Genomic DNA, 18805 nt, shown 5'->3' with positions numbered 1-18805 from the left:
TTCGATATCTGCGGCACCGAGTCCGTGATGAGGTGCCTGAATGTGACGCTCAAGCCTAGCGGAGCGCACCGGGGAACGCCCCGTGAGGCGGGGTTGCGGCGCGGCGCGGTCAGTGCGCGAGGCGCGGTGCGTCGGCCAGCAGCCGCGCGGTGTAGGGATGCTCGGGCGCGACGAGCACCCGGTCGGCCGGCCCCTGTTCGACGATGGTGCCGGCCCGCATCACGGCGACGCGGTCGGCCATGTGGCCGACGACGCCGAGGTCGTGCGAGATGAAGAGCATCGCGAGCCCCTGTTCGCGTTGGAGCTCGTCGAGCAGGTCGAGGATCTGCGCCTGGATGGTCACGTCGAGTGCGGAGACCGGCTCGTCGCAGACGAGCAGATCGGGGCGAGCCGCGATCGCGCGAGCGATCGCCACGCGCTGCCGCTGGCCGCCTGAGAGCGTGAGCGGCTCGCGATGGGCGACACCGGAGGTGAGGCCGACCCGGTCGAGGAGCTCGGCGATGCGTCGGGCTCGGCCGGTGCGGACGGCGGTGCGGTCGGCGGTCGGGGATGCCGCGACGCCGTACTGATCGGCATCGGAAGGCGCTTCCGCGTCGGCGTCGGCGAGGATGCGGCCGACGGTCCATCGGGGGTCGAACGAGCTCAGCGCGTCCTGGTAGATCGCCCCGACCCGCCGTCGCCGTGGTCGTCGTGCGCGCTCGTCGAGGGCCGACCACGGTTCGCCGTCGAAGGTGATCGTGCCGGTGTCGGGCGAAGTCAGCGCGAGCACCAGGCGCGCCAGCGTGGTCTTGCCCGATCCGGACTCGCCCACGAGCCCGACCGTCTCGCCCCGTGAGACGACGAGCGACACGTCGTCGACGGCGGCGAACCGCACTCGGCCGGGAAGGGTGAACGACTTGCCCACGCGATCGACGACGAGGAGCGGTGCGGCGCTCAGCGCCGCACCGCGGTGGTCGTCGCTCGGGGCGGCACCGACGACCGACGATCCGCGTGCCGGCTTGGTCGGACCGGTCGGCACGGCCGAGCTTCTCGGCTCGGTCGGATCGGATGCGGGCTTCGGGCCCGGTCCGCTGAGCGCGACACCGCGCGGCACGTCGGCGGGCACGGCGGCGATGAGCTGCCGCGTGTACGGGTCGCTCGGCGCACCGAGCACCGCGGCCGTCGCGCCCTGCTCGAGCACGCGCCCCTCGCGCATGACGAGCACGCGATCGGCGAGCCGCGACACCACCGCCAGGTCGTGGCTGATGAGCAGCAGCCCGGTGCCGCGATCGCGGATCGCAGCCAGCAGGTCGAGCACGCGCGCCTGCACCGTCGCGTCGAGCGCCGTCGTCGGCTCGTCCGCGATGAGCAGCGGTGGGTCGAGCGCCAGGGCCGAGGCGATGAGCGCGCGCTGGCGGAGTCCGCCCGAGAGCTCACCGGAGCGCCGGCGGGCGGCCGTGGCCGGGTCGGGCATGCCGACGGCGTCGAGGACCTCGCCCGCCCGGGCGCGGCGTTCGGCACGAGGCATCCGGTCGTGGATGCGCAGGGCGTCCTCGACCTCGCGGCCGACGGGGCGCAGTGGGTCGAGCGCGACGAGCGCATCCTGCAGCACGAGGCCCGCGGTGCGGCCGCGCACCGTGCGCCAGTCGCGTTCGGTCGCTCCGCGCAGGTCGCGGCCGTCGATGCGCAGGACGTCGGCGCGGACGCGGGCGCCGTCGCCGGCCATGCCGAGCAGGCTCCTGGCGGTGACCGACTTTCCCGAACCGGACTCGCCGACGAGGGCGACGCACTCGCCCGGCGCGATCGAGAGGCCGACGCCGTCGACGACGCGGGCGTCGCCGAAGTCGACCGAGAGGCCGTCGAGCTCGAGCACGGGACGGCGGGTCGTCGTGTTCATCGGACGCCCCGTTCCCGCCTGGCGAGCGCGCGGCCCAGCACCGTCGTCGCGATCGTCGTGCCGACGATCATGAGGCCGGGGAACACGGTCATCCACCACGCGGTGGCGAGGTAGGTGCGGCCGGCCGAGAGCATCGCGCCCCATTCGGCGGCCGGCGGTTCGGCGCCGAGTCCGAGGTAGCTGAGCGCCGCGGCCCAGACGATCGCCTGCCCGATGCCGAGCGTCGCGAGGACGACGAGCGGGAGGAGGGCATTGGGCAGGATGTGCGCACCGAGGATGCGGGGCCTGGTGCGTCCGAGCACCGTGGCCGCCTCGACGTACGGCGCGGAGCGGATCGAGATCAGCTGACCGCGGATGATCCGTGCGTACCCGGGCGCCGTCGACAGGCCGACGGCGATCGTGGCGGTGACGGGCCCCGGCCCGGCGACGACGATGACGAGGAGGGCGAGGAGCAGGCCGGGGAACGCGAACAGCACCTCGACGAGCCGACCGACCCCGAAGTCGACGGCACGGCCGCCGAAGCTCGCCGCGACGCCCAGCACGAGCCCCAGCGCGAGCCCGATCGCAGTTGCGGCGACGCCGATCGCGAGCGAGGTCGCCGTACCCGCGATCACGCGGCTGTAGAGGTCGCGTCCAGATTCGTCGGTTCCGAACCAGTGCGCTGCCGACGGCGGCTTGAACGCGTCGGCCGGCGCGATCGCGTTCGGATCGTACGTCTCGAGCAGCCACGGGAAGCACGTGGCCACCAGCAGGAAGGCGACGAACGCCCCCGCGATGATCGTGCCGACTCGCGGGCGCCCGGTGGGTCGGGCCTCGGCCGCAGCAGCATCGACGGTCGCCTGCTGGAGTTCGAGATCGCTCATCGCGCCTCCCCGGCGAGGCGCGGATCCGCGACGCGCATCGCGAGATCCGTCACGACGGTCATGACGACGTAGACGAGCGCGACGAGCAGTACGACGCCGGTCACGACCGGGATGTCGCGGAGCGTCACCGCCTGCAGGAGGGTTCGGCCGAGCCCGGGCATCGCGAAGATCGTCTCCACGACGACGGCGCCCGAGAGCAGCCATCCGAGCGCCCAGCCCGACAGGCTGATGCCGGGCAGTGCGGCGTGGCGCAGCGTGTGCCGGAACCGCACGCCGAGCGCGCTCTCGCCGCGGGCGCGGGCCGAGACGACGAACGGCTGCCGCATCGCGTCGAGGAGGCTCTCGCGCATGACCTGGGCGAGGAAGCCGGCGAGGGGCACGGCGAGGGTCACGACCGGGAGGACCAGGCCGACCGGCGTGCCGGTCGCGACGGGGGGCAGCCAGCCGAGTCCGGAGCTGAAGACCGCGATGAGCACGGCGGCGAGGAAGAAGTGCGGCAAGGCCGCGGCGAAGAGCTCGATGCCCTGTCCGACGGCCGTGGCGATGCGCCCCCGGCCGGTCGACCAGAGCGACAGCGCCAGCGCGAGCACCCACGCGAGCGCGAGCGAGCAGACGGCGAGCAGCATCGTGCCGCCGACCTGGGCACCGAGAAGCTCGGCGACCGGCACCTTGAGCGCGTACGAGGTTCCGAGGTCGCCGGTGACGAGGCGGCCCAGCATCGCGAGGTACTGCGCCAGGAGCGGCTGGTCGAGCCCGTAGTCGAGGCGCACCTGGTCGAGGGCCTCCTGCGAGGCCTGCGAACCGGGCCCGCCGAGGATCGCCTGCGCCGGATCGCCCGGGATCAGGCGGATGGCGAAGAAGGTGAGGGTCGCGACCGCCCACATGACGAACACCGCCCCGCCGACGAGCAGCGCGACGTGGCGCACGGCCGGTCCGCTGCCGCGGGCGGCCCGGCGGCCGGTCGACGACGGGGATGACCCGCCGTCGACCGGCATCGTGTCAGTCGGCGATCCAGGCGTCATAGAAGGTGGGCGTCGACACGGTCGGCAGTGCACGCGCTCCGTGCACCGAGTTCGCCACGAGGAAGCTGTTCTGCTGGTCGTAGAGCGGCAGCAGGTAGTGCCCGCCGAGGATGAGCGCCTGGGCCCGTTCGTACAGGTCGGCCCGCTCGGCGGCGTCGCTCGTGGACGCGGCGTCCGTCAGCAGGGCATCGATCTCGGGGTCGTTCACCTGCGCGAGGTTCGCGAAGTAGCCGCTCGGCGCCGGCGTGATGCTGTCGGAGTGGTACAGGATGCGCAGCACGTCGGGGCCGACCTTCGTGTACGGCGCGCTCACGATCTCGTACTCGTGGGCGAAGAGCGCCCCGTACCAGCTCGACAGGTCGAGCAGGGAGATCTGCACGTCGAACCCGGCCTCCTTCGCCGTCGCCTGCACCTGCTCGAAGAGCGACTGCTCCGCGGGCACGGACTGGTTCGTGCTCACGGGGAACCGGACCACGAGGCGCTCGCCGTCCTTCACGCGGGTGCCGTCGTCGTCGCGCTCGGCCCAGCCGGCCTCGTCGAGCAGCGCGTTCGCGCGGTCGAGGTCGGTCTCGAACAGGTCGGGGTCGGAATAGGCGAGCGCCTCCGCCGAGGAGAGCGGCGAGTACGACCGCTCGGCGGTGCCGAAGTAGAGCGAGTCGATGCCGTCGTTGACGTCGACGGCGGCGATGAACGCCTCGCGGACCCGCTCGTCGTCGAAGGGCGCCTGGCCGGAGTTGAGCTCGATGCGGTTCGATGCGCCGGGGCGGGGCGCGTCGATCCATGTCGGGTCGCCCGACTTCTCCGCAGCCGCCGCCGTGTCGGGCTGCGGGTTGTCGATGACGTCGACCTGGCCGGCCTGCAGCGCGGCGTAGCGCGAGGCGGCGTCGGGGATGAACCGCCAGTCGATCGCCTCGAGGTACGCGGCCCCGTCGTGCTGGGCGTCGGCGGGAGGCGAGACGTAGTCGTCGTTGCGCACGAGCGAGATGCGCTCCTGCTTCTCCCAGCCGTCGACCACGAACGGGCCGGTGCCGATGGGCGCTTGGCAGTTCGCCTCCATGCCCCGGGCGAGGCCGGCCGGCGACTCGATCGCGAGCCAGGGCTGCGAGAGCGATTCGAGCAGGGCGCTGTCGGGCGCCGTCAGCACGAATCGGGCGACCTCGGGGGAGACGACCTCGACCCGGTCGACCTTGCCGAGCGCGAGGTAGCCGGTCGACGACTGGGTCGCCGGGTCCTTCAGGTGCTCGACGTTCGCCTTCACGGCTTCGGCGTCGAACGGCGTGCCGTCGGTGAACTCCACGTCGTCGCGGAGCGTGAACTCCCAGGTCAGCCCGTCGTCGGAGGCCTGCCACGACTCGGCGAGCCAGGGGATGATCTCGCCCGACTCGTCGAGCGAGACGAGCGACTCGAGGAACTGGGTCGCGACGAGGGCCTGCGGGTAGTTGCCGCCGACGTGCGGGTCGAGGCACGTCGGTTCGGCGTCGCCGGAGGCGTACCGCAGCGTGCCGCCGGCGACCGGCTCGTCGGAGGCGTCGGGTTCGGCCGCCTGGCAGCCGGCGAGCGCGACGGCGCCGACGAGTGCCGCGACGGCCAGGCCGAATGTGCGGGGGCGGCGGAGGGGGTGGAGTGCAGCGTGCATCGAGTCCTCGAAGGGGAGATGGGATGTGAGCGGGACGACGCCGGCCCTGGGCCATCCTGACACCGCGTTTCGGCCACGACAAGCAACTTGTTCGCATTGCAGTAGAACAATTAGGATGTATCGGTGCTGATCAGACTCGACGCCGCATCACCGACCCCACTGGCCGATCAGCTCGCGTCCGCGCTCAGGTCGTCGATCATCGACGGTCGGCTCACCGGCGGCGAGCGTCTGCCGGCGGCGCGCACGCTCGCGTCGGAGCTCGGGCTCAACGTGCACACGGTGCTGCGCGCCTACCACCGGCTCCGCGACGAGCAGCTCATCGAGGTGCACCGCGGACGGGGCGCGGTCGTCGCGGTGCGCATCGGCGGGCACGCGGCGCTCGCGGGCGCCGTGCACGACCTCGTCGAGGAGGCCCGCGAGCACGGGCTGCCCGAGGCGGCGCTGCTCGAACTCGTCCGCGCGGCCTACCGCTCGGCCCCGCAGATCGGCGTCGTGCGCCCGATGCGTCCCGCGGGCCCGCCGTCGACACGGTATTCTTGAGGCCAACGACGTCGATCCGGCCATCACCGGGGAGTCTTCGGAAGAACGCGGTCGTCGTTCGCTGAGCCTGTCGAAGCGAGCGTCGAGCGTCAGTAGAACCGAACGGGGCGGCCCGTCACAGCCGGCAATGAGGGGTGAATCGGTGCCCGAGCCTGTCGAAGGGCCGATTCGCAAACGAGGTGGTACCGCGGTGGCGGCTCGATCGAGCGGCCGGCGTCCTCGTGAAGCATCCGTCCCACAAGGAGCGAGCGTGTACCCCCGCACCCCAGACGACCACGGTGTCGCCCCCTCACCCGACTTCCCCGCCGTCGAGCGCGAGGTGCTCGCATTCTGGAAGGCCGACGGCACCTTCCAGGCCTCCATCGCCCAGCGCGAAGGCGCCCCCGAGTGGGTCTTCTACGACGGCCCCCCGTTCGCGAACGGCCTGCCGCACTACGGCCACCTCCTGACCGGCTACGCGAAGGACCTCTTCCCGCGCTTCCAGACGATGCGCGGCCACCAGGTGCACCGCCGCTTCGGCTGGGACACGCACGGCCTGCCCGCCGAGCTCGAGGCGGAGCGCCAGCTCGGCATCACCGACAAGAGCGAGATCGAGGAGATGGGCATCGCGGCGTTCAACCGCGCGGCCCGCGAGTCGGTGCTGCGCTACACGAAGGAGTGGGAGGAGTACGTCACCCGCCAGGCCCGCTGGGTCGACTTCGAGCACGACTACAAGACCCTCGATGTCACGTTCATGGAGAGCGTGATCTGGGCGTTCAAGACCCTCTACGACAAGGGTCTCGCGTACGAGGGATACCGGGTGCTGCCCTACTGCTGGCGCGACCAGACCCCGCTGTCGAATCACGAGCTGCGCATGGACGACGACGTCTACAAGATGCGCCAGGACCAGACGGTGACGGTCACCTTCCCGCTCACCGGCGCGAAGGCCGAGTCGCTCGGGCTCACCGCGGTCCGGGCGCTCGCGTGGACGACCACGCCCTGGACGCTGCCGACGAACTTCGCGCTCGCCGTCGGGCCCGACATCGAGTACGCGGTCGTGCCCGCCGGCCCCAACGGCACGCCCGACGCGACCGTTCTCCGCGAGCAGGCCGAGGGAACCGAGGCCCCCGAGGTGCTCGGCGGCGAGTACCTGCTCGCCGTCGACCTCGTCGGCGGCTACGCGAAGGAGCTCGGCTACGATTCCGCCGACGACGCCCGTGCGGCCGTTTCGCGCACGGTGCGCGGCGCCGACCTCGATGGCGTCACGTACGACCGCCTCTTCGACTACTACGCCGACGTCGAGGCGTACGGGCTGCAGAATGCCTGGCGCATCCTCGTCGCCGACTACGTCACGACGGAAGACGGCACGGGCATCGTGCACCAGGCACCTGCCTACGGTGAGGAGGACCAGAAGATCGGCGAAACCGCAGGCATCCCGGTCGTCATCTCGCTCGACGAGGGCGGCAAGTTCCTGCCCGCCGTCACCGACGTCGCCGGGATGCTCTGGAGCGACGCGAACAAGCCGCTCACGCAGCTCCTGAAGGCCGAGGGGCGTCTGCTCCGCCAGGCGAGCTACGAACACTCGTACCCGCACTGCTGGCGGTGCCGCAACCCGCTCATCTACAAGGCCGTCTCGAGCTGGTTCATCAAGGTGCCCGAGTTCAAGGGCCGCATGGGCGAGCTCAACCAGGACATCAACTGGGTTCCCGACAACGTGAAGGACGGCCAGTTCGGCAAGTGGGTCGCGGGCGCTCGCGACTGGTCGATCAGCCGCAACCGCTACTGGGGCTCACCGATCCCGGTGTGGAAGAGCGACGACCCCGAGCACCCGCGCATCGACGTCTACGGCTCGCTCGAAGAGCTCGAGCGCGACTTCGGGCGGCTTCCGGTCGGTCCCGACGGCAAGCCCGACCTGCACCGTCCCTATATCGACGAGCTCACCCGGCCGAACCCCGACGACCCGACCGGGCGGTCGACGATGCGACGCATCACCGACATCTTCGACGTCTGGTTCGACTCGGGCTCGATGCCGTTCGCGCAGGTGCACTACCCGTTCGAGAACCGGGAGTGGTTCGACACGCACAACCCGGCCGACTTCATCGTCGAGTACATCGGGCAGACGCGCGGCTGGTTCTACGTCATGCACGTGCTCTCGACCGCGCTCTTCGACCGCCGGGCGTTCTCGAACGTCGTGAGCCACGGCATCGTGCTCGGCAGCGACGGGCAGAAGATGTCGAAGTCGCTGCGCAACTACCCCGACGTCTCGGAGGTGTTCGATCGCGACGGCTCCGACGCCATGCGCTGGTTCCTCATGTCGAGCTCGGTGCTGCGCGGCGGCAACCTCATCGTCACCGAGGAGGGCATCCGCGAGGGCGTCCGCCAGCTGATGCTGCCGCTCTGGAGCACCTGGTACTTCTTCTCGCTCTACGCCAACACGGCGAAGGACGGCGGGTACGAGGCATCCCGATCGACGACGTCCACCGACGTGCTCGACCGGTACCTGCTCGCGAAGCTGCGCGACCTCGTCGAAGCGGTCACGGCCGACCTCGACGACTTCGACTCGCCGCTCGCCGCGCAGAAGCTGCGCGACTTCGGCGACGTGCTCACGAACTGGTACGTGCGCCGCTCGCGCGACCGGTTCTGGCAGGGCGTGGCCGACGACGGCTCGGGCCGTGAGGCGTTCGACACCCTCCACACCGTGCTCGAGACGCTCACGCGCCTCGCAGCGCCGTTGCTGCCGCTCGTGAGCGAGAAGATCTGGCGCGGCCTCACCGGCGGACGCAGCGTGCACCTGACCGACTGGCCAGAGGCGAGCGAGTTCCCGGCCGACCCGGCGCTCGTCGCCGCGATGGACGCGGTGCGCGAGATCAGCTCCACCTCGCTCGCGCTGCGCAAGCAGGCCGGGCGCCGGGTGCGGCTTCCGCTCGCCCGGCTCACGGTCGTCGGTGCGGATGCCTCGGCCCTCTCGCCGTTCGAGGCCATCCTGCGCGACGAGCTCAACGTGAAGAACGTCGACCTGGTGCAGCTCGACGAACGGAGTGCCGAGACGTACGGCGTGACCAAGCGCCTCACGGTGAACGCACGCGCCGCGGGTCCCCGCCTCGGCAAGCAGGTGCAGCAGGCGATCCAGGCCGCGCGCTCGGGCGACTGGTCGCTCGACGGCGAGACCGTCGTCGCAGCCGGCATCGCCCTCGAGCCGCACGAGTACGACCTCGTGCTCGAAGCCGGATCGGGCGACGGCGAGCGCGCCCTCGGCCTGCTCGCCGACGGGGGCTTCGTGATCCTCGACACCACCACGACGCCCGAGCTCGAGGCCGAGGGCCTCGCGCGCGACGTCGTGCGAGCCGTGCAGGAGGCCCGCAAGGCCGCCGGCCTCGAGGTCGGCGACCGGATCGCCCTCACCCTCACGCTCGACCCCGTCGGCGCGCGCGCCGCCGAGACCCACCGCGAGCTCATCGCGGGCGAGACCCTCGCGACCTCGCTCGAGGTGCTCGCCTCGGCCGACCTCGACGGCGAGGCCAAGGCCGTCGGCGACGACTCGCGACTGACCATCGGATTGGAGCCCGCATGACCGGCCCCGACGACCTCGAGGCGCGCGACGCCGCCGACGCGGTGTACGCGTCGCTCATCGCGCGCGTCGGCGAGGGCGCACCGCGCCCCCGGCTCGAGCCCACCCGGCGCACCGTCGAGCTGCTCGGCGACCCGCACCGGTCGGCGCCCGTGATCCACATCACCGGGACCAACGGCAAGACGTCGACGAGTCGCATGATCGAGAGCCTGCTGCGCGCATCCGGCCTGCGCACGGGCCTGCTCACGAGCCCGCACCTCGTGCGGTTCACCGAGCGCATCCGCATCGACGGCGAGTCGATCACCGACGAGGCGGTCGCCCGCAACTGGGAGGAGATCCTCCCGTTCATCGCGATCGTCGACGCGGAGCTCGAACAGGCGGGGGAGCAGCCGCTCACCTACTTCGAGGCGCTCACGGTGCTCGCGTTCGCATGCTTCGCCGACGCGCCCGTCGACGTCGTGGTGCTCGAGGTGGGCATGGGCGGCGAGTGGGACTCCACGAACGTCGCCGACGGCCAGGTCGCGGTCTTCACCCCGATCGCGCTCGACCACCAGGCACGGCTCGGCTCGACCGTCGAGGCGATCGCGCGCACCAAGTCGGGCATCATCAAGCCTGCCGCGTCGGTCGTGACCGCGCGACAGTCCGACGAGGCGCTGCGCGTGCTCGAGGACGCCGCCGAGCTCACCGAGTCGACCCTCGCGGTCGAGGACGACGCCTTCGCGGTGCTCTCGACCGCGGTCGCGATCGGCGGCCAGCTCGTGTCGATCCGCGGGCTCGCGGGGGAGTACCGCGATGTGGTGCTGCCCATGTTCGGAGCCCACCAGGCCGAGAACGCGGCCGTCGCGGTCGCCGCGGTCGAGGCTTTCATCGGCGGCGGTTCGATGCGGCTCGCCGACGAGGTCGTCGAGCGAGGCCTCGGCGAGGCGACCTCGCCCGGGCGCCTGCAGGTCGTCGGCACCGAGCCCACGATCATCGTGGATGCCGCGCACAACCCGCACGGCGCCCGCTCGCTCGTCACCGCCCTCGACGAGGTCTTCGACTTCGACGAGATCGCGGTCGTGTTCGGTGTCGTCGACGACAAGGACGCCGCCGGGATCGCCGGTGAACTCGCCGCGATCTCGGGGCCGTTCATCGTGACCTCACCCGATTCGGAGCGGGCGCTGCCGGCTGACGTGCTCGGCCCGATCGTCGCCGCTCGCGCAGGCGACCGGGTGGTCGTCGTCGACCGGCTCGAGGACGCGCTGGAGCAGGCCCGCGGCTGGGCGGCGGCCGGGCCGAAGCGCGCCGTGCTCGTCACCGGTTCGATCGTGCTCGTCGGCGAGGCGATGGCGTACGCCGAGGACCACGAGTGGGGGAGCGCATGAGCGGCGACGACGTGCAGGGCTTCGACGAGGTGGAGGGCTCCGAGCCCAACGCCTCGGCCGCGCCCGCCCGGCCGCCGCGCTCGATCCGCCAGAGCCTCGCCGCGATCGTGCTCGGCTTCGAGACGATCGTGGTCTTCCTCGCCGCGCTCGTCGTCTGGGGCCTCGCACAGGGCGATGCCGCACTGGGCGTCGAGTCGGCCCTGCCGCCGTGGGTGGCCCTCGTCGCGGGCGGCGTCATCATTCTCGGCCTGATCGCGACGATCGGACTGCTCCGCTTCGACTGGGCGTACACGCTCGGCTGGGTGCTGCAGGTGCTCATCGTCGCCTCGGGCTTCATCAACCCGGCGATGTTCGTCGTCGGGGCGCTCTTCGGCGGCATGTGGTGGTACTGCATGGTCGCCGGGAGTCGGATCGACCGACAGCGCGCGGAATTCACCGCGCCGGGGAAGGAACAGCAATGACCACTGCGATCGAAGAGACCCTCGTGCTCGTGAAGCCCGACGGCGTCGCGCGCAACCTGACCGGCGAGATCCTGCGCCGCATCGAGGCGAAGGGCTACTCGCTCGTCGACATCCGTCTCGTGCAGGCCGACCGCGAACTGCTCGCGAAGCACTACGCCGAGCACGAGGGCAAGCCGTTCTACGAGCCGCTCGTCGAGTTCATGGAGTCGGGTCCGGTCGTCGCGATCCGCGTCGCGGGCAACCGGGTCATCGAGGGCTTCCGCGTGCTCGCGGGTACGACCGACCCGACGACCGCCGCGCCAGGCACGATCCGCGGGGACTTCGGCCGCGACTGGGGGCTCAAGGTGCAGCAGAACCTCGTGCACGGTTCCGACTCGCCCGAGTCGGCCGAGCGCGAGCTCGCGCTCTGGTTCGCCTGACGTTTCGTCGTTCGAGGAGCGGGCGACGCCGGAGCACGCGTATCGAGACCGCCACGCGTGGTCTCGATACGCTCCTTCGTCGCTCCTCGACCGGCCGGATGCTCAGAGATTCTGCAGGTCGATCATGACGCGGGGGATCGCGTTCATCTGAGCCTGAGCGAGCACGATCACGATGGCGTAGCAGACCACCGTGATGAGCGGTACCCACTTCAGCCACGCCCCGGCGAGCCGGCGAACGCGTGCCGAGCCCGGAATATGCCCTTCGCGCAGGTTGTACAGCGTGACCGCCCAGAAGGTCGGGATGGTGACCGCCCACGTGAGCATGCACCAGGGGCAGAGCACGTCGAGCACGTAGATGCTCTGGTAGATGAGCCAGCCGACGAACGCGAGCGCGCCGGCCACGCCGACGTTGAAGCCCACCCAGAACCAGCGGGCGAACGTCGCGCCGGCGAGGATCGCGACGGCGATCGTGATGACGACCGGCCACGCCATGAGCCCGACGAACGGGTTGGGGAAGCCGAACACGGAGCCCTGCCACGACGCGAGGTTCGTGCTGCATCCCACGAGCACGCCCACGTTGCAGTTCGGTACATGACTCGGATCCTCGAGGGTGAGCACCTTCTCGACCGAGAGTTCGAACGCGGCGAGCAGCCCGAGGGCGCCGGCGATGAGCAGGAAGATCGCGAGGGCGAGCGGCCGACGGCGCTCGAGGGTGTCGGGCATGCTCGGATTATGGCACGCCGATTCCCCACGTCGCTGTCAGAGCATGCGATAATCGAGGGAGTCGTCCGGGCCGCGCCCGGCACGGCGCCAATGAAGGCTTTGAGGGTGCGATGCATCCGAGTGGGCGGGAGAAACCCGCAAGACGTGGCGATCACGGCAACCGCCGATCGCAGAATTGATGGTTCAGCGGCACTGCGCGAAGCGCGGGGCCGCTCCAGAGGAGTACGGATCCACGGCGCGGCCGAGGCATCCGGTGTAGGAGTGCACCAGAGATGGTGGAAGGCAACGAGAAGAACAGCAACGAACCCGATTCGCGCGGTGGCGCCCCGAAGCGGCGAGGCGGCCTGTTCGGCGCCCGGCGGTCGCGTCGGGTCACGACGGAGCCGGTCGCCGAGCAGGTGACGGCCGAGGCCGCCCCCGACATCGACGGCGCGACCGAGGCGGCGTCGAGCACGGTTGCGTCGACCGAGTCCGCGGTCCCCGCCGAGGCCGAGCAGACGGCCGGCCTCGAGGCGACCGACGCCGCGGCACCGGTCGTCGAGGAGCCCGCGGCCGAGGCGTCCCCGTCCGAGCCCGCAGCGTCGCCGATCCCCGCGACGCTCACGACGACGTCGCTCATCTTCCACGCGCCGCCCGTGTTCGAGGTGCCCGAACGCGACGAGCCGCAGACGGAGGACGGCTCGAGCGTCCGCCGTCGTACCCGTCGCCGTTCGGGCGAAGAGGGCCGGCCGACCGGCGACGAGCCCGCGAACACCGTCGTCAAGGTGCGCAAGCCCCGCGAGCCCGAACTCATCACCGAGCCCCAGAAGGTCAAGGGCTCCACCCGGCTCGAGGCGAAGAAGCAGCGTCGCCGCGACGGCCGCGACGCCGGCCGCCGTCGCGCGGTCATCACCGAGGCCGAGTTCCTCGCCCGCCGCGAGTCGGTCGACCGCTCGATGGTCGTCCGCGAGAAGGGCGGCCGCATCCAGATCGGCGTCCTGGAGGACGGCGTGCTCGTCGAGCACTACGTCGCCCGCAACCAGGACGCATCCCTCATCGGGAATGTGTACCTCGGCCGGGTGCAGAACGTGCTGCCCAGCATGGAGGCCGCCTTCGTCGACATCGGCCGAGGCCGCAACGCCGTGCTCTACTCGGGCGAGGTCGACTGGGAGGCGGCCGCCGAGAACGGCGAGAAGAACCAGCCGCGTCGCATCGAGCTCGCGCTCAAGCCCGGCGACCGCGTGCTCGTCCAGGTCACGAAGGACCCGGTGGGCCACAAGGGCGCCCGCCTGACGAGCCAGGTGTCGCTGCCGGGCCGCTATCTCGTCTACGTGCCGAACGGCTCGATGAACGGCATCAGCCGCAAGCTCCCCGACACCGAGCGCGCGCGCCTCAAGAAGATCCTGAAAGAGGTGCTGCCCGAGAACCAGGGCGTCATCGTGCGCACCGCGGCCGAGGGTGCCACCGAAGAGCAGCTCACCCTCGATGTCAATCGCTTGATCGCCCAGTGGGCCGACATCCAGCAGACGCTCGAGAAGGTGCAGGCGCCCGCGCTCCTGCACTCCGAGCCCGACCTGCTCATCAAGATCGTCCGCGATGTCTTCAACGAGGACTTCCAGAAGCTCATCATCGAGGGCGACGCCGCGCGCCAGACGATCGAGCGGTACCTGCGCGCCGTCGCACCCGACCTGCTCGAGCGCGTCGAGGCGTACGCGGGCGACCGCGATTCGTTCGACGAGTTCCGCATCAGCGAGCAGATCGAGAAGGCGCTCGACCGCAAGGTCTGGCTGCCGTCGGGCGGCTCGCTCATCATCGACCGCACCGAGGCGATGACCGTCGTCGACGTCAACACCGGCAAGTTCGTCGGCTCGGGTGGAAACCTCGAAGAGACGGTCACGAAGAACAACCTCGAGGCGGCTGAAGAGATCGTCCGCCAGCTGCGCCTGCGCGACATCGGCGGCATCATCGTCGTCGACTTCATCGACATGGTGCTCGAGTCGAACCGCGACCTCGTGCTGCGACGCCTCGTGGAGTGCCTCTCGCGCGACCGCACGAAGCACCAGGTCGCCGAGGTCACCTCGCTCGGGCTCGTGCAGATGACTCGGAAGAAGCTCGGCCTCGGACTCCTCGAGTCGTTCAGCGAGCCGTGCGAGGTGTGCGCCGGCCGCGGCATCATCGTGCACCACGAGCCGATCCTGAAGCACCGCGCTCCGCAGCAGCCCGAGCGTCGTCGCAACCGGGGCGGGGGCGGCCAGTCGCAGCCGCAGCCGGCTGCGACGACCACAGCGCCGCACGCCGGCACGCATGCGATCACCGACGACGCGAAGCACGCGCTCGCCCAGATCGCGGCGTCGACGATTCCGCACACCGACGCGAAGGACGAGGAGTCCGTCGCGGAGGTTCTCGCCGAGGCTCCCTCGACGGCGCAGCCGGCCGCCGACGTCCCGACCGGTCGTCGGCGCGGCCGCCACCGTCGCGTCTCGCAGGAGGCCGGTCGGCCCGACACGGAGGCCGCGACGACGTCGGTCGCCGAGTCGGCGCCGACGACCCCGGCGACCGACGAGGCCGAGCCGGTGCTCCCGATCATCGACCTGCCCGTTCCGGCCGCCGATCGCAAGCGCCCGGTGCCGACCGCCGAGGCCGAGGTGCTCCTCGACTCGGTGCTCGACGCGCTGCCCGCGCCCAAGAAGGCGGGGGAGGGCCGGGCGCGCAGCCGCCGGGTCTCGACCGCGGCGCTCAGCACGGGCGGCTCGATCCCCGTGATCACCCGGCGTGACGGAGACGTCGACGCCGAGGCATCCGACGGCTCAGAATGACGTGCGGCCCGCGCGGTCGCGTCGCTCGCGCGGCGTGACCCGCAGGCCGCTCCCGCGCAGGCGACGTACGAGTTCGCGCGGGCTCACCGGCTCGGCTCCGGCCGCCACGAGCTCGTCGTACCGCTCGACGGGCACGTCGTAGTGGTCGAGGTCGAACGCACGCGGCGGCAGGTCGACCCGGCGGGCGAACGCCTGCAGCTCCTCGATCGACTCGTCGCTCACGAGGTGCGCCCATACCGTGCCGTGCTTCGGCCAGAGCGGCGTGTCGATGAGGACGGTCATGAGGGGATGCTACGCGCAACGCCGCGCGACGCGCCGTCGGCGCGCGTTTGACCCCCTCCGGGTCATCCGGTAAACTCGACCGTTGGTGCCGCTGCTTATCCCAGTGCGCGCCACTTCGCGGTTCACTCCGCAAGCAGGTCATTCTGCACGCAGGACAACCCGCACAGTGTTTTCTCGCAGTCACCACCCTTCTTCCCGCTGGGGCGACCGCGCAGTGACAATCCCTTCAGGCAGACGGGGCCGAGAGGCCCCCCAGAGATAGGTACGAGTAGTGGTTTACGCAGTAGTGCGCGCCGGCGGTCGGCAGGAGAAGGTCGAAGTCGGCACCATCGTGACGATGGACCGCATCAAGGCTGACAAGGACGGCAACGTCCAGCTCACCCCGGTGCTCCTCGTCGACGGTGACAAGATCACCTCCGACGCCAAGTCGCTCGCGAAGGTCACCGTCACGGCCGAGGTCCTGGGCGACCTCCGCGGCCCGAAGATCGTGATCCAGAAGTTCAAGAACAAGACCGGCTACAAGAAGCGCCAGGGCCACCGCCAGGAGCTCACGCGCGTCAAGGTCACCGGCATCAAGTAACCGCCGCGGCGTCCAAGGAGAATCAGACATGGCACACAAAAAGGGAGCGAGCTCCACTCGCAACGGTCGTGACTCGAACGCGCAGCGCCTCGGCGTGAAGCGCTTCGGCGGCCAGGTCGTCGGCGCCGGCGAGATCATCGTCCGCCAGCGCGGCACCCACTTCCACCCGGGTGCGGGCGTCGGTCGCGGTGGCGACGACACCCTGTTCGCGCTCGAGGCCGGCGCGGTGCAGTTCGGCAACAAGGGCGGCCGCAAGGTCGTCAACATCGTGGCGGTCGGCGAATAGCCGACCGACGACGGTCTTCGTGAGGGCGGGCTTCGGCTCGCCCTCACGCGTTTCATCACCCGGTTCAACGCTCAGGAGGGGTTCGGCATGGTCAGCTTCGTCGACGAGGTGACGCTGTATCTGCGCGCCGGACATGGCGGTAACGGCTGCGTCTCGGTACGCCGTGAGAAGTTCAAGCCGCTCGCCGGCCCCGATGGTGGCAACGGCGGGCACGGCGGCGACATCGTGCTCGTCGCCGACCCGCAGGTGACGACGCTGCTCGCGTACCACGGTCGTCCGCACCGCTCGTCGGCGAACGGGCAGCCCGGCCAGGGCGACAACCGATCGGGTGCCGCCGGCGAGGACCTCGAGCTGCCGGTGCCCGTCGGCACCGTGGTGAAGGACGAGGAGGGCAACGAACTCGCCGACCTCGCCGAGCCCGGGCTCCGCTTCGTCGCGGCAGCGGGCGGCCTCGGCGGCCTGGGCAACGCGGCACTCGCGAGCACGAAGCGCAAGGCACCCGGCTTCGCCCTGCTCGGCACGGACGGCGACGAGCACGAGATCCGCCTCGAGCTGAAGACCATCGCCGACGTCGCCCTCGTCGGCTTCCCGAGCGCCGGCAAGTCGAGCCTCATCGCAGCCCTCTCGGCCGCTCGTCCGAAGATCGCCGACTACCCGTTCACGACGCTGCATCCGAACCTCGGGGTCGTGCAGGCGGGCGATCACCGCTTCACCGTCGCCGACGTGCCCGGGCTCATCGAGGGCGCGAGCGAGGGCAAGGGACTCGGGCTCGAGTTCCTGCGGCATGTCGAGCGGTGCGCGGCGCTCCTGCACGTGATCGACTGCGCGACCCTCGAGCCGGGTCGCGACCCGATCAGCGACCTCGACGTGATCCTCGCCGAGCTCGCCGCGTACCCGGTGCCCGAGGGCCAGATCCCGCTGCTCGAGCGGCCGCAGCTCGTCGCCCTCAACAAGGTCGACGTGCCCGAGGCCCGCGAGCTGGCCGACTTCGTGCGGCCCGAACTCGAGACGCGGGGTTACCGGGTGTTCGAGATCTCGACGGTGAGTCACGAGGGGCTCCGCCAGCTCGGGTTCGCCCTCGGCGAGCTCGTGGACCGCGCCCGTGCCGAGGCCGCGGCCGCACCCGAGCCCGAGCGCATCGTCATGCGTCCCAGGGCGGTCGACGAGGTCGGATTCACGGTTCGCGCCGAGGGCGGCTGCTACGGCACCATCTACCGGATCCTCGGCAAGAAGCCCGAGCGCTGGGTGCAGCAGACCGACTTCGCGAACGACGAGGCCGTGGGCTTCCTCGCCGACCGGCTTGCGAAGCTGGGCGTCGAGGACGAGCTCGTGCGCGCCGGCGCCGTGGCCGGTTCGACCGTCGTCATCGGAAAGGGCCAGGGCGTCGTCTTCGACTGGGAGCCGACGCTCACCTCGACCGCCGAACTCATCACCTCGCCGCGCGGCACCGACGTGCGACTCGACGAGAGCCGTCGTGCGACGCGCGCCGAGCGCAAGAGCGACTACCACGAGCGCATGGACGCGAAGGCCGAGGCCCGCGCCGAGCTCGAACGCGAACGCGAAGCCGGCATCTGGGGCGACGAGGGCGACGGCGAGGTCGGCCCCGACGGGGGCGATCGATGACCCTCCGTTCCCATGCAGACATCCCGACCGCGCGTCGGGTCGTCGTGAAGGTCGGCTCGTCGTCGATCAGCGGCGAGAACACCGGGCAGATCGCCCCCCTCGTGGAGGCGCTCGCCGCGGCGCACGCCCGAGGGACCGAGGTCGTGCTCGTGTCGTCGGGCGCGATCGCGACCGGCATGCCCTACCTGCGACTCGACTCGCGACCGAACGACCTCGCGACCCAGCAGGCGGCGGCCTCCGTCGGCCAGAACCTGCTCATGGTGCGCTATCAGGACGCGCTCGACCGCTACGACATCGTGGCGGGTCAGGTGCTGCTCACCGCGGGCGACCTCGAGAACGACACGCCGCGCGTGAATGCCCAGCGGGCGATCGATCGGCTGCTGGCACTGCGCATCATGCCGATCGTGAATGAGAACGACACCGTCGCCACGCACGAGATCCGGTTCGGCGACAACGACCGGCTCGCCGCGCTCGTGGCCGAGCTGATCGGTGCCGACCTGCTCGTGCTCCTCTCCGATGTCGACGCCCTGTACACGAAGCCGCCGCACCTGCCGGGTGCGGAGCGCATCGACCGGGTCGCGTTCGGCGACGGACTCGAGGGCGTCGAGATCGGCTCGATCGGCCGCGCGGGCGTCGGCACCGGCGGCGCCGAGACGAAGGTCTCGGCCGCGCGCGTCGCAGCCGAGGCGGGTGCTGCCGTGCTCATCACGGCGACCCCGCTCGTCGCCGAGGCGCTCTCGGGCGCCGACGTCGGCACGTGGTTCGAACCAGCCCGCTGACCGTCCGCA

General features: G+C 71.1%; 16 protein-coding genes. 10 read left to right on the top strand and 6 right to left on the bottom strand.

Annotation, left to right across the window (positions count from 1 at the left end):
• Nucleotides 1-109 precede the first annotated feature (109 nt).
• From nikE to ACFWGP_RS04725, 4 genes are read right to left on the bottom strand one after another with little or no spacing between them, the layout of a single operon-like run.
• Nucleotides 110-1876, bottom strand: coding sequence for a nickel ABC transporter ATP-binding protein NikE (gene nikE, locus ACFWGP_RS04740; RefSeq protein WP_376930226.1), 1767 nt, complete (start codon nt 1874-1876; stop codon nt 110-112).
• Nucleotides 1873-2739: an ABC transporter permease gene (locus tag ACFWGP_RS04735; RefSeq protein WP_376930225.1), complete on the bottom strand. Its 867-nt coding sequence runs from the start codon at nt 2737-2739 to the stop codon at nt 1873-1875. The genes nikE and ACFWGP_RS04735 overlap by 4 nt, the downstream gene beginning before the upstream one ends.
• Nucleotides 2736-3734: an ABC transporter permease gene (locus tag ACFWGP_RS04730; protein WP_376930224.1), complete on the bottom strand. Its 999-nt coding sequence runs from the start codon at nt 3732-3734 to the stop codon at nt 2736-2738. The genes ACFWGP_RS04735 and ACFWGP_RS04730 overlap by 4 nt, the downstream gene beginning before the upstream one ends.
• A gap of 4 nt (nt 3735-3738) precedes the next feature.
• A complete protein-coding gene (locus ACFWGP_RS04725) occupies nt 3739-5397 on the bottom strand; it encodes an ABC transporter substrate-binding protein (protein ID WP_376930223.1) in 1659 nt (552 codons plus the stop codon).
• 123 nt (nt 5398-5520) lie between these two features.
• Here ACFWGP_RS04725 and ACFWGP_RS04720 point away from each other — a divergent pair, with 123 nt between their 5' ends.
• From ACFWGP_RS04720 to ndk, 5 genes are all read left to right on the top strand, one after another.
• Complete coding sequence (locus tag ACFWGP_RS04720; RefSeq protein WP_231430961.1) at nt 5521-5937, top strand: GntR family transcriptional regulator; 417 nt, start codon at nt 5521-5523, stop codon at nt 5935-5937.
• A 250-nt stretch (nt 5938-6187) separates the two neighbouring features.
• Nucleotides 6188-9487, top strand: a complete 3300-nt coding sequence (gene ileS / locus ACFWGP_RS04715) for an isoleucine--tRNA ligase (RefSeq protein WP_376930222.1) — start codon at nt 6188-6190, stop codon at nt 9485-9487.
• Complete coding sequence (locus ACFWGP_RS04710; protein WP_376930221.1) at nt 9484-10848, top strand: bifunctional folylpolyglutamate synthase/dihydrofolate synthase; 1365 nt, start codon at nt 9484-9486, stop codon at nt 10846-10848. Before ileS ends, ACFWGP_RS04710 begins: the two co-directional genes overlap by 4 nt.
• The gene (locus tag ACFWGP_RS04705) at nt 10845-11309 is read left to right on the top strand and encodes a DUF4233 domain-containing protein (RefSeq protein WP_376930220.1); all 465 of its coding nucleotides are present in this window, start codon (nt 10845-10847) and stop codon (nt 11307-11309) included. The genes ACFWGP_RS04710 and ACFWGP_RS04705 overlap by 4 nt, the downstream gene beginning before the upstream one ends.
• A complete protein-coding gene (gene ndk / locus ACFWGP_RS04700; RefSeq protein ID WP_231430965.1) occupies nt 11306-11728 on the top strand; it encodes a nucleoside-diphosphate kinase in 423 nt (140 codons plus the stop codon). Before ACFWGP_RS04705 ends, ndk begins: the two co-directional genes overlap by 4 nt.
• Before the next feature lie 102 nt (nt 11729-11830).
• On the opposite strand, the gene ACFWGP_RS04695 is transcribed toward ndk, so the two are convergent.
• Nucleotides 11831-12451, bottom strand: a complete 621-nt coding sequence (locus ACFWGP_RS04695; protein ID WP_231430966.1) for a vitamin K epoxide reductase family protein — start codon at nt 12449-12451, stop codon at nt 11831-11833.
• A 272-nt stretch (nt 12452-12723) separates the two neighbouring features.
• Here ACFWGP_RS04695 and ACFWGP_RS04690 point away from each other — a divergent pair, with 272 nt between their 5' ends.
• Complete coding sequence (locus ACFWGP_RS04690; protein ID WP_376930219.1) at nt 12724-15246, top strand: Rne/Rng family ribonuclease; 2523 nt, start codon at nt 12724-12726, stop codon at nt 15244-15246.
• Here ACFWGP_RS04690 and ACFWGP_RS04685 read toward each other — a convergent pair.
• Complete coding sequence (locus tag ACFWGP_RS04685; protein ID WP_275506949.1) at nt 15238-15528, bottom strand: DUF4031 domain-containing protein; 291 nt, start codon at nt 15526-15528, stop codon at nt 15238-15240. The genes ACFWGP_RS04690 and ACFWGP_RS04685 overlap by 9 nt on opposite strands.
• Nucleotides 15529-15799: 271 nt before the next feature.
• Here ACFWGP_RS04685 and rplU point away from each other — a divergent pair, with 271 nt between their 5' ends.
• From rplU to proB, 4 genes are all read left to right on the top strand, one after another.
• Nucleotides 15800-16108, top strand: coding sequence for a 50S ribosomal protein L21 (gene rplU / locus ACFWGP_RS04680; protein WP_231430969.1), 309 nt, complete (start codon nt 15800-15802; stop codon nt 16106-16108).
• A 28-nt stretch (nt 16109-16136) separates the two neighbouring features.
• Complete coding sequence (rpmA, locus tag ACFWGP_RS04675; RefSeq protein ID WP_056009138.1) at nt 16137-16394, top strand: 50S ribosomal protein L27; 258 nt, start codon at nt 16137-16139, stop codon at nt 16392-16394.
• Between the two features lie 87 nt (nt 16395-16481).
• A complete protein-coding gene (gene obgE / locus ACFWGP_RS04670) occupies nt 16482-18017 on the top strand; it encodes a GTPase ObgE (RefSeq protein WP_376930218.1) in 1536 nt (511 codons plus the stop codon).
• Entirely contained in the window at nt 18014-18796 is a 783-nt protein-coding gene (gene proB, locus ACFWGP_RS04665; RefSeq protein WP_275506950.1) for a glutamate 5-kinase, read from the top strand. The genes obgE and proB overlap by 4 nt, the downstream gene beginning before the upstream one ends.
• Nucleotides 18797-18805 lie beyond the last annotated feature (9 nt).

The sequence above is a fragment of the Agromyces sp. NPDC127015 genome, from assembly GCF_042725165.1.
Classification (GTDB): Bacteria; Actinomycetota; Actinomycetes; order Actinomycetales; family Microbacteriaceae; genus Agromyces; species Agromyces chromiiresistens.
This window is presented reverse-complemented; position numbering and strand designations above follow the sequence as displayed.

What these genes read in the sequence shown, in the direction of transcription:
- nikE (WP_376930226.1), bottom strand. Translation starts at nt 1,876, where the DNA reads ATGAACACGACGACCCGCCGTCCCGTGCTCGAGCTCGACGGCCTCTCG.
- ACFWGP_RS04695 (WP_231430966.1), bottom strand. Translation starts at nt 12,451, where the DNA reads ATGCCCGACACCCTCGAGCGCCGTCGGCCGCTCGCCCTCGCGATCTTC.
- ACFWGP_RS04685 (WP_275506949.1), bottom strand. Translation starts at nt 15,528, where the DNA reads ATGACCGTCCTCATCGACACGCCGCTCTGGCCGAAGCACGGCACGGTA.
- proB (WP_275506950.1), top strand. Translation starts at nt 18,014, where the DNA reads ATGACCCTCCGTTCCCATGCAGACATCCCGACCGCGCGTCGGGTCGTC.
- ndk (WP_231430965.1), top strand. Translation starts at nt 11,306, where the DNA reads ATGACCACTGCGATCGAAGAGACCCTCGTGCTCGTGAAGCCCGACGGC.
- ACFWGP_RS04735 (WP_376930225.1), bottom strand. Translation starts at nt 2,739, where the DNA reads ATGAGCGATCTCGAACTCCAGCAGGCGACCGTCGATGCTGCTGCGGCC.
- ACFWGP_RS04730 (WP_376930224.1), bottom strand. Translation starts at nt 3,734, where the DNA reads ATGCCGGTCGACGGCGGGTCATCCCCGTCGTCGACCGGCCGCCGGGCC.
- ACFWGP_RS04725 (WP_376930223.1), bottom strand. Translation starts at nt 5,397, where the DNA reads ATGCACGCTGCACTCCACCCCCTCCGCCGCCCCCGCACATTCGGCCTG.
- obgE (WP_376930218.1), top strand. Translation starts at nt 16,482, where the DNA reads ATGGTCAGCTTCGTCGACGAGGTGACGCTGTATCTGCGCGCCGGACAT.
- ACFWGP_RS04705 (WP_376930220.1), top strand. Translation starts at nt 10,845, where the DNA reads ATGAGCGGCGACGACGTGCAGGGCTTCGACGAGGTGGAGGGCTCCGAG.
- rpmA (WP_056009138.1), top strand. Translation starts at nt 16,137, where the DNA reads ATGGCACACAAAAAGGGAGCGAGCTCCACTCGCAACGGTCGTGACTCG.
- ACFWGP_RS04690 (WP_376930219.1), top strand. Translation starts at nt 12,724, where the DNA reads ATGGTGGAAGGCAACGAGAAGAACAGCAACGAACCCGATTCGCGCGGT.
- ACFWGP_RS04710 (WP_376930221.1), top strand. Translation starts at nt 9,484, where the DNA reads ATGACCGGCCCCGACGACCTCGAGGCGCGCGACGCCGCCGACGCGGTG.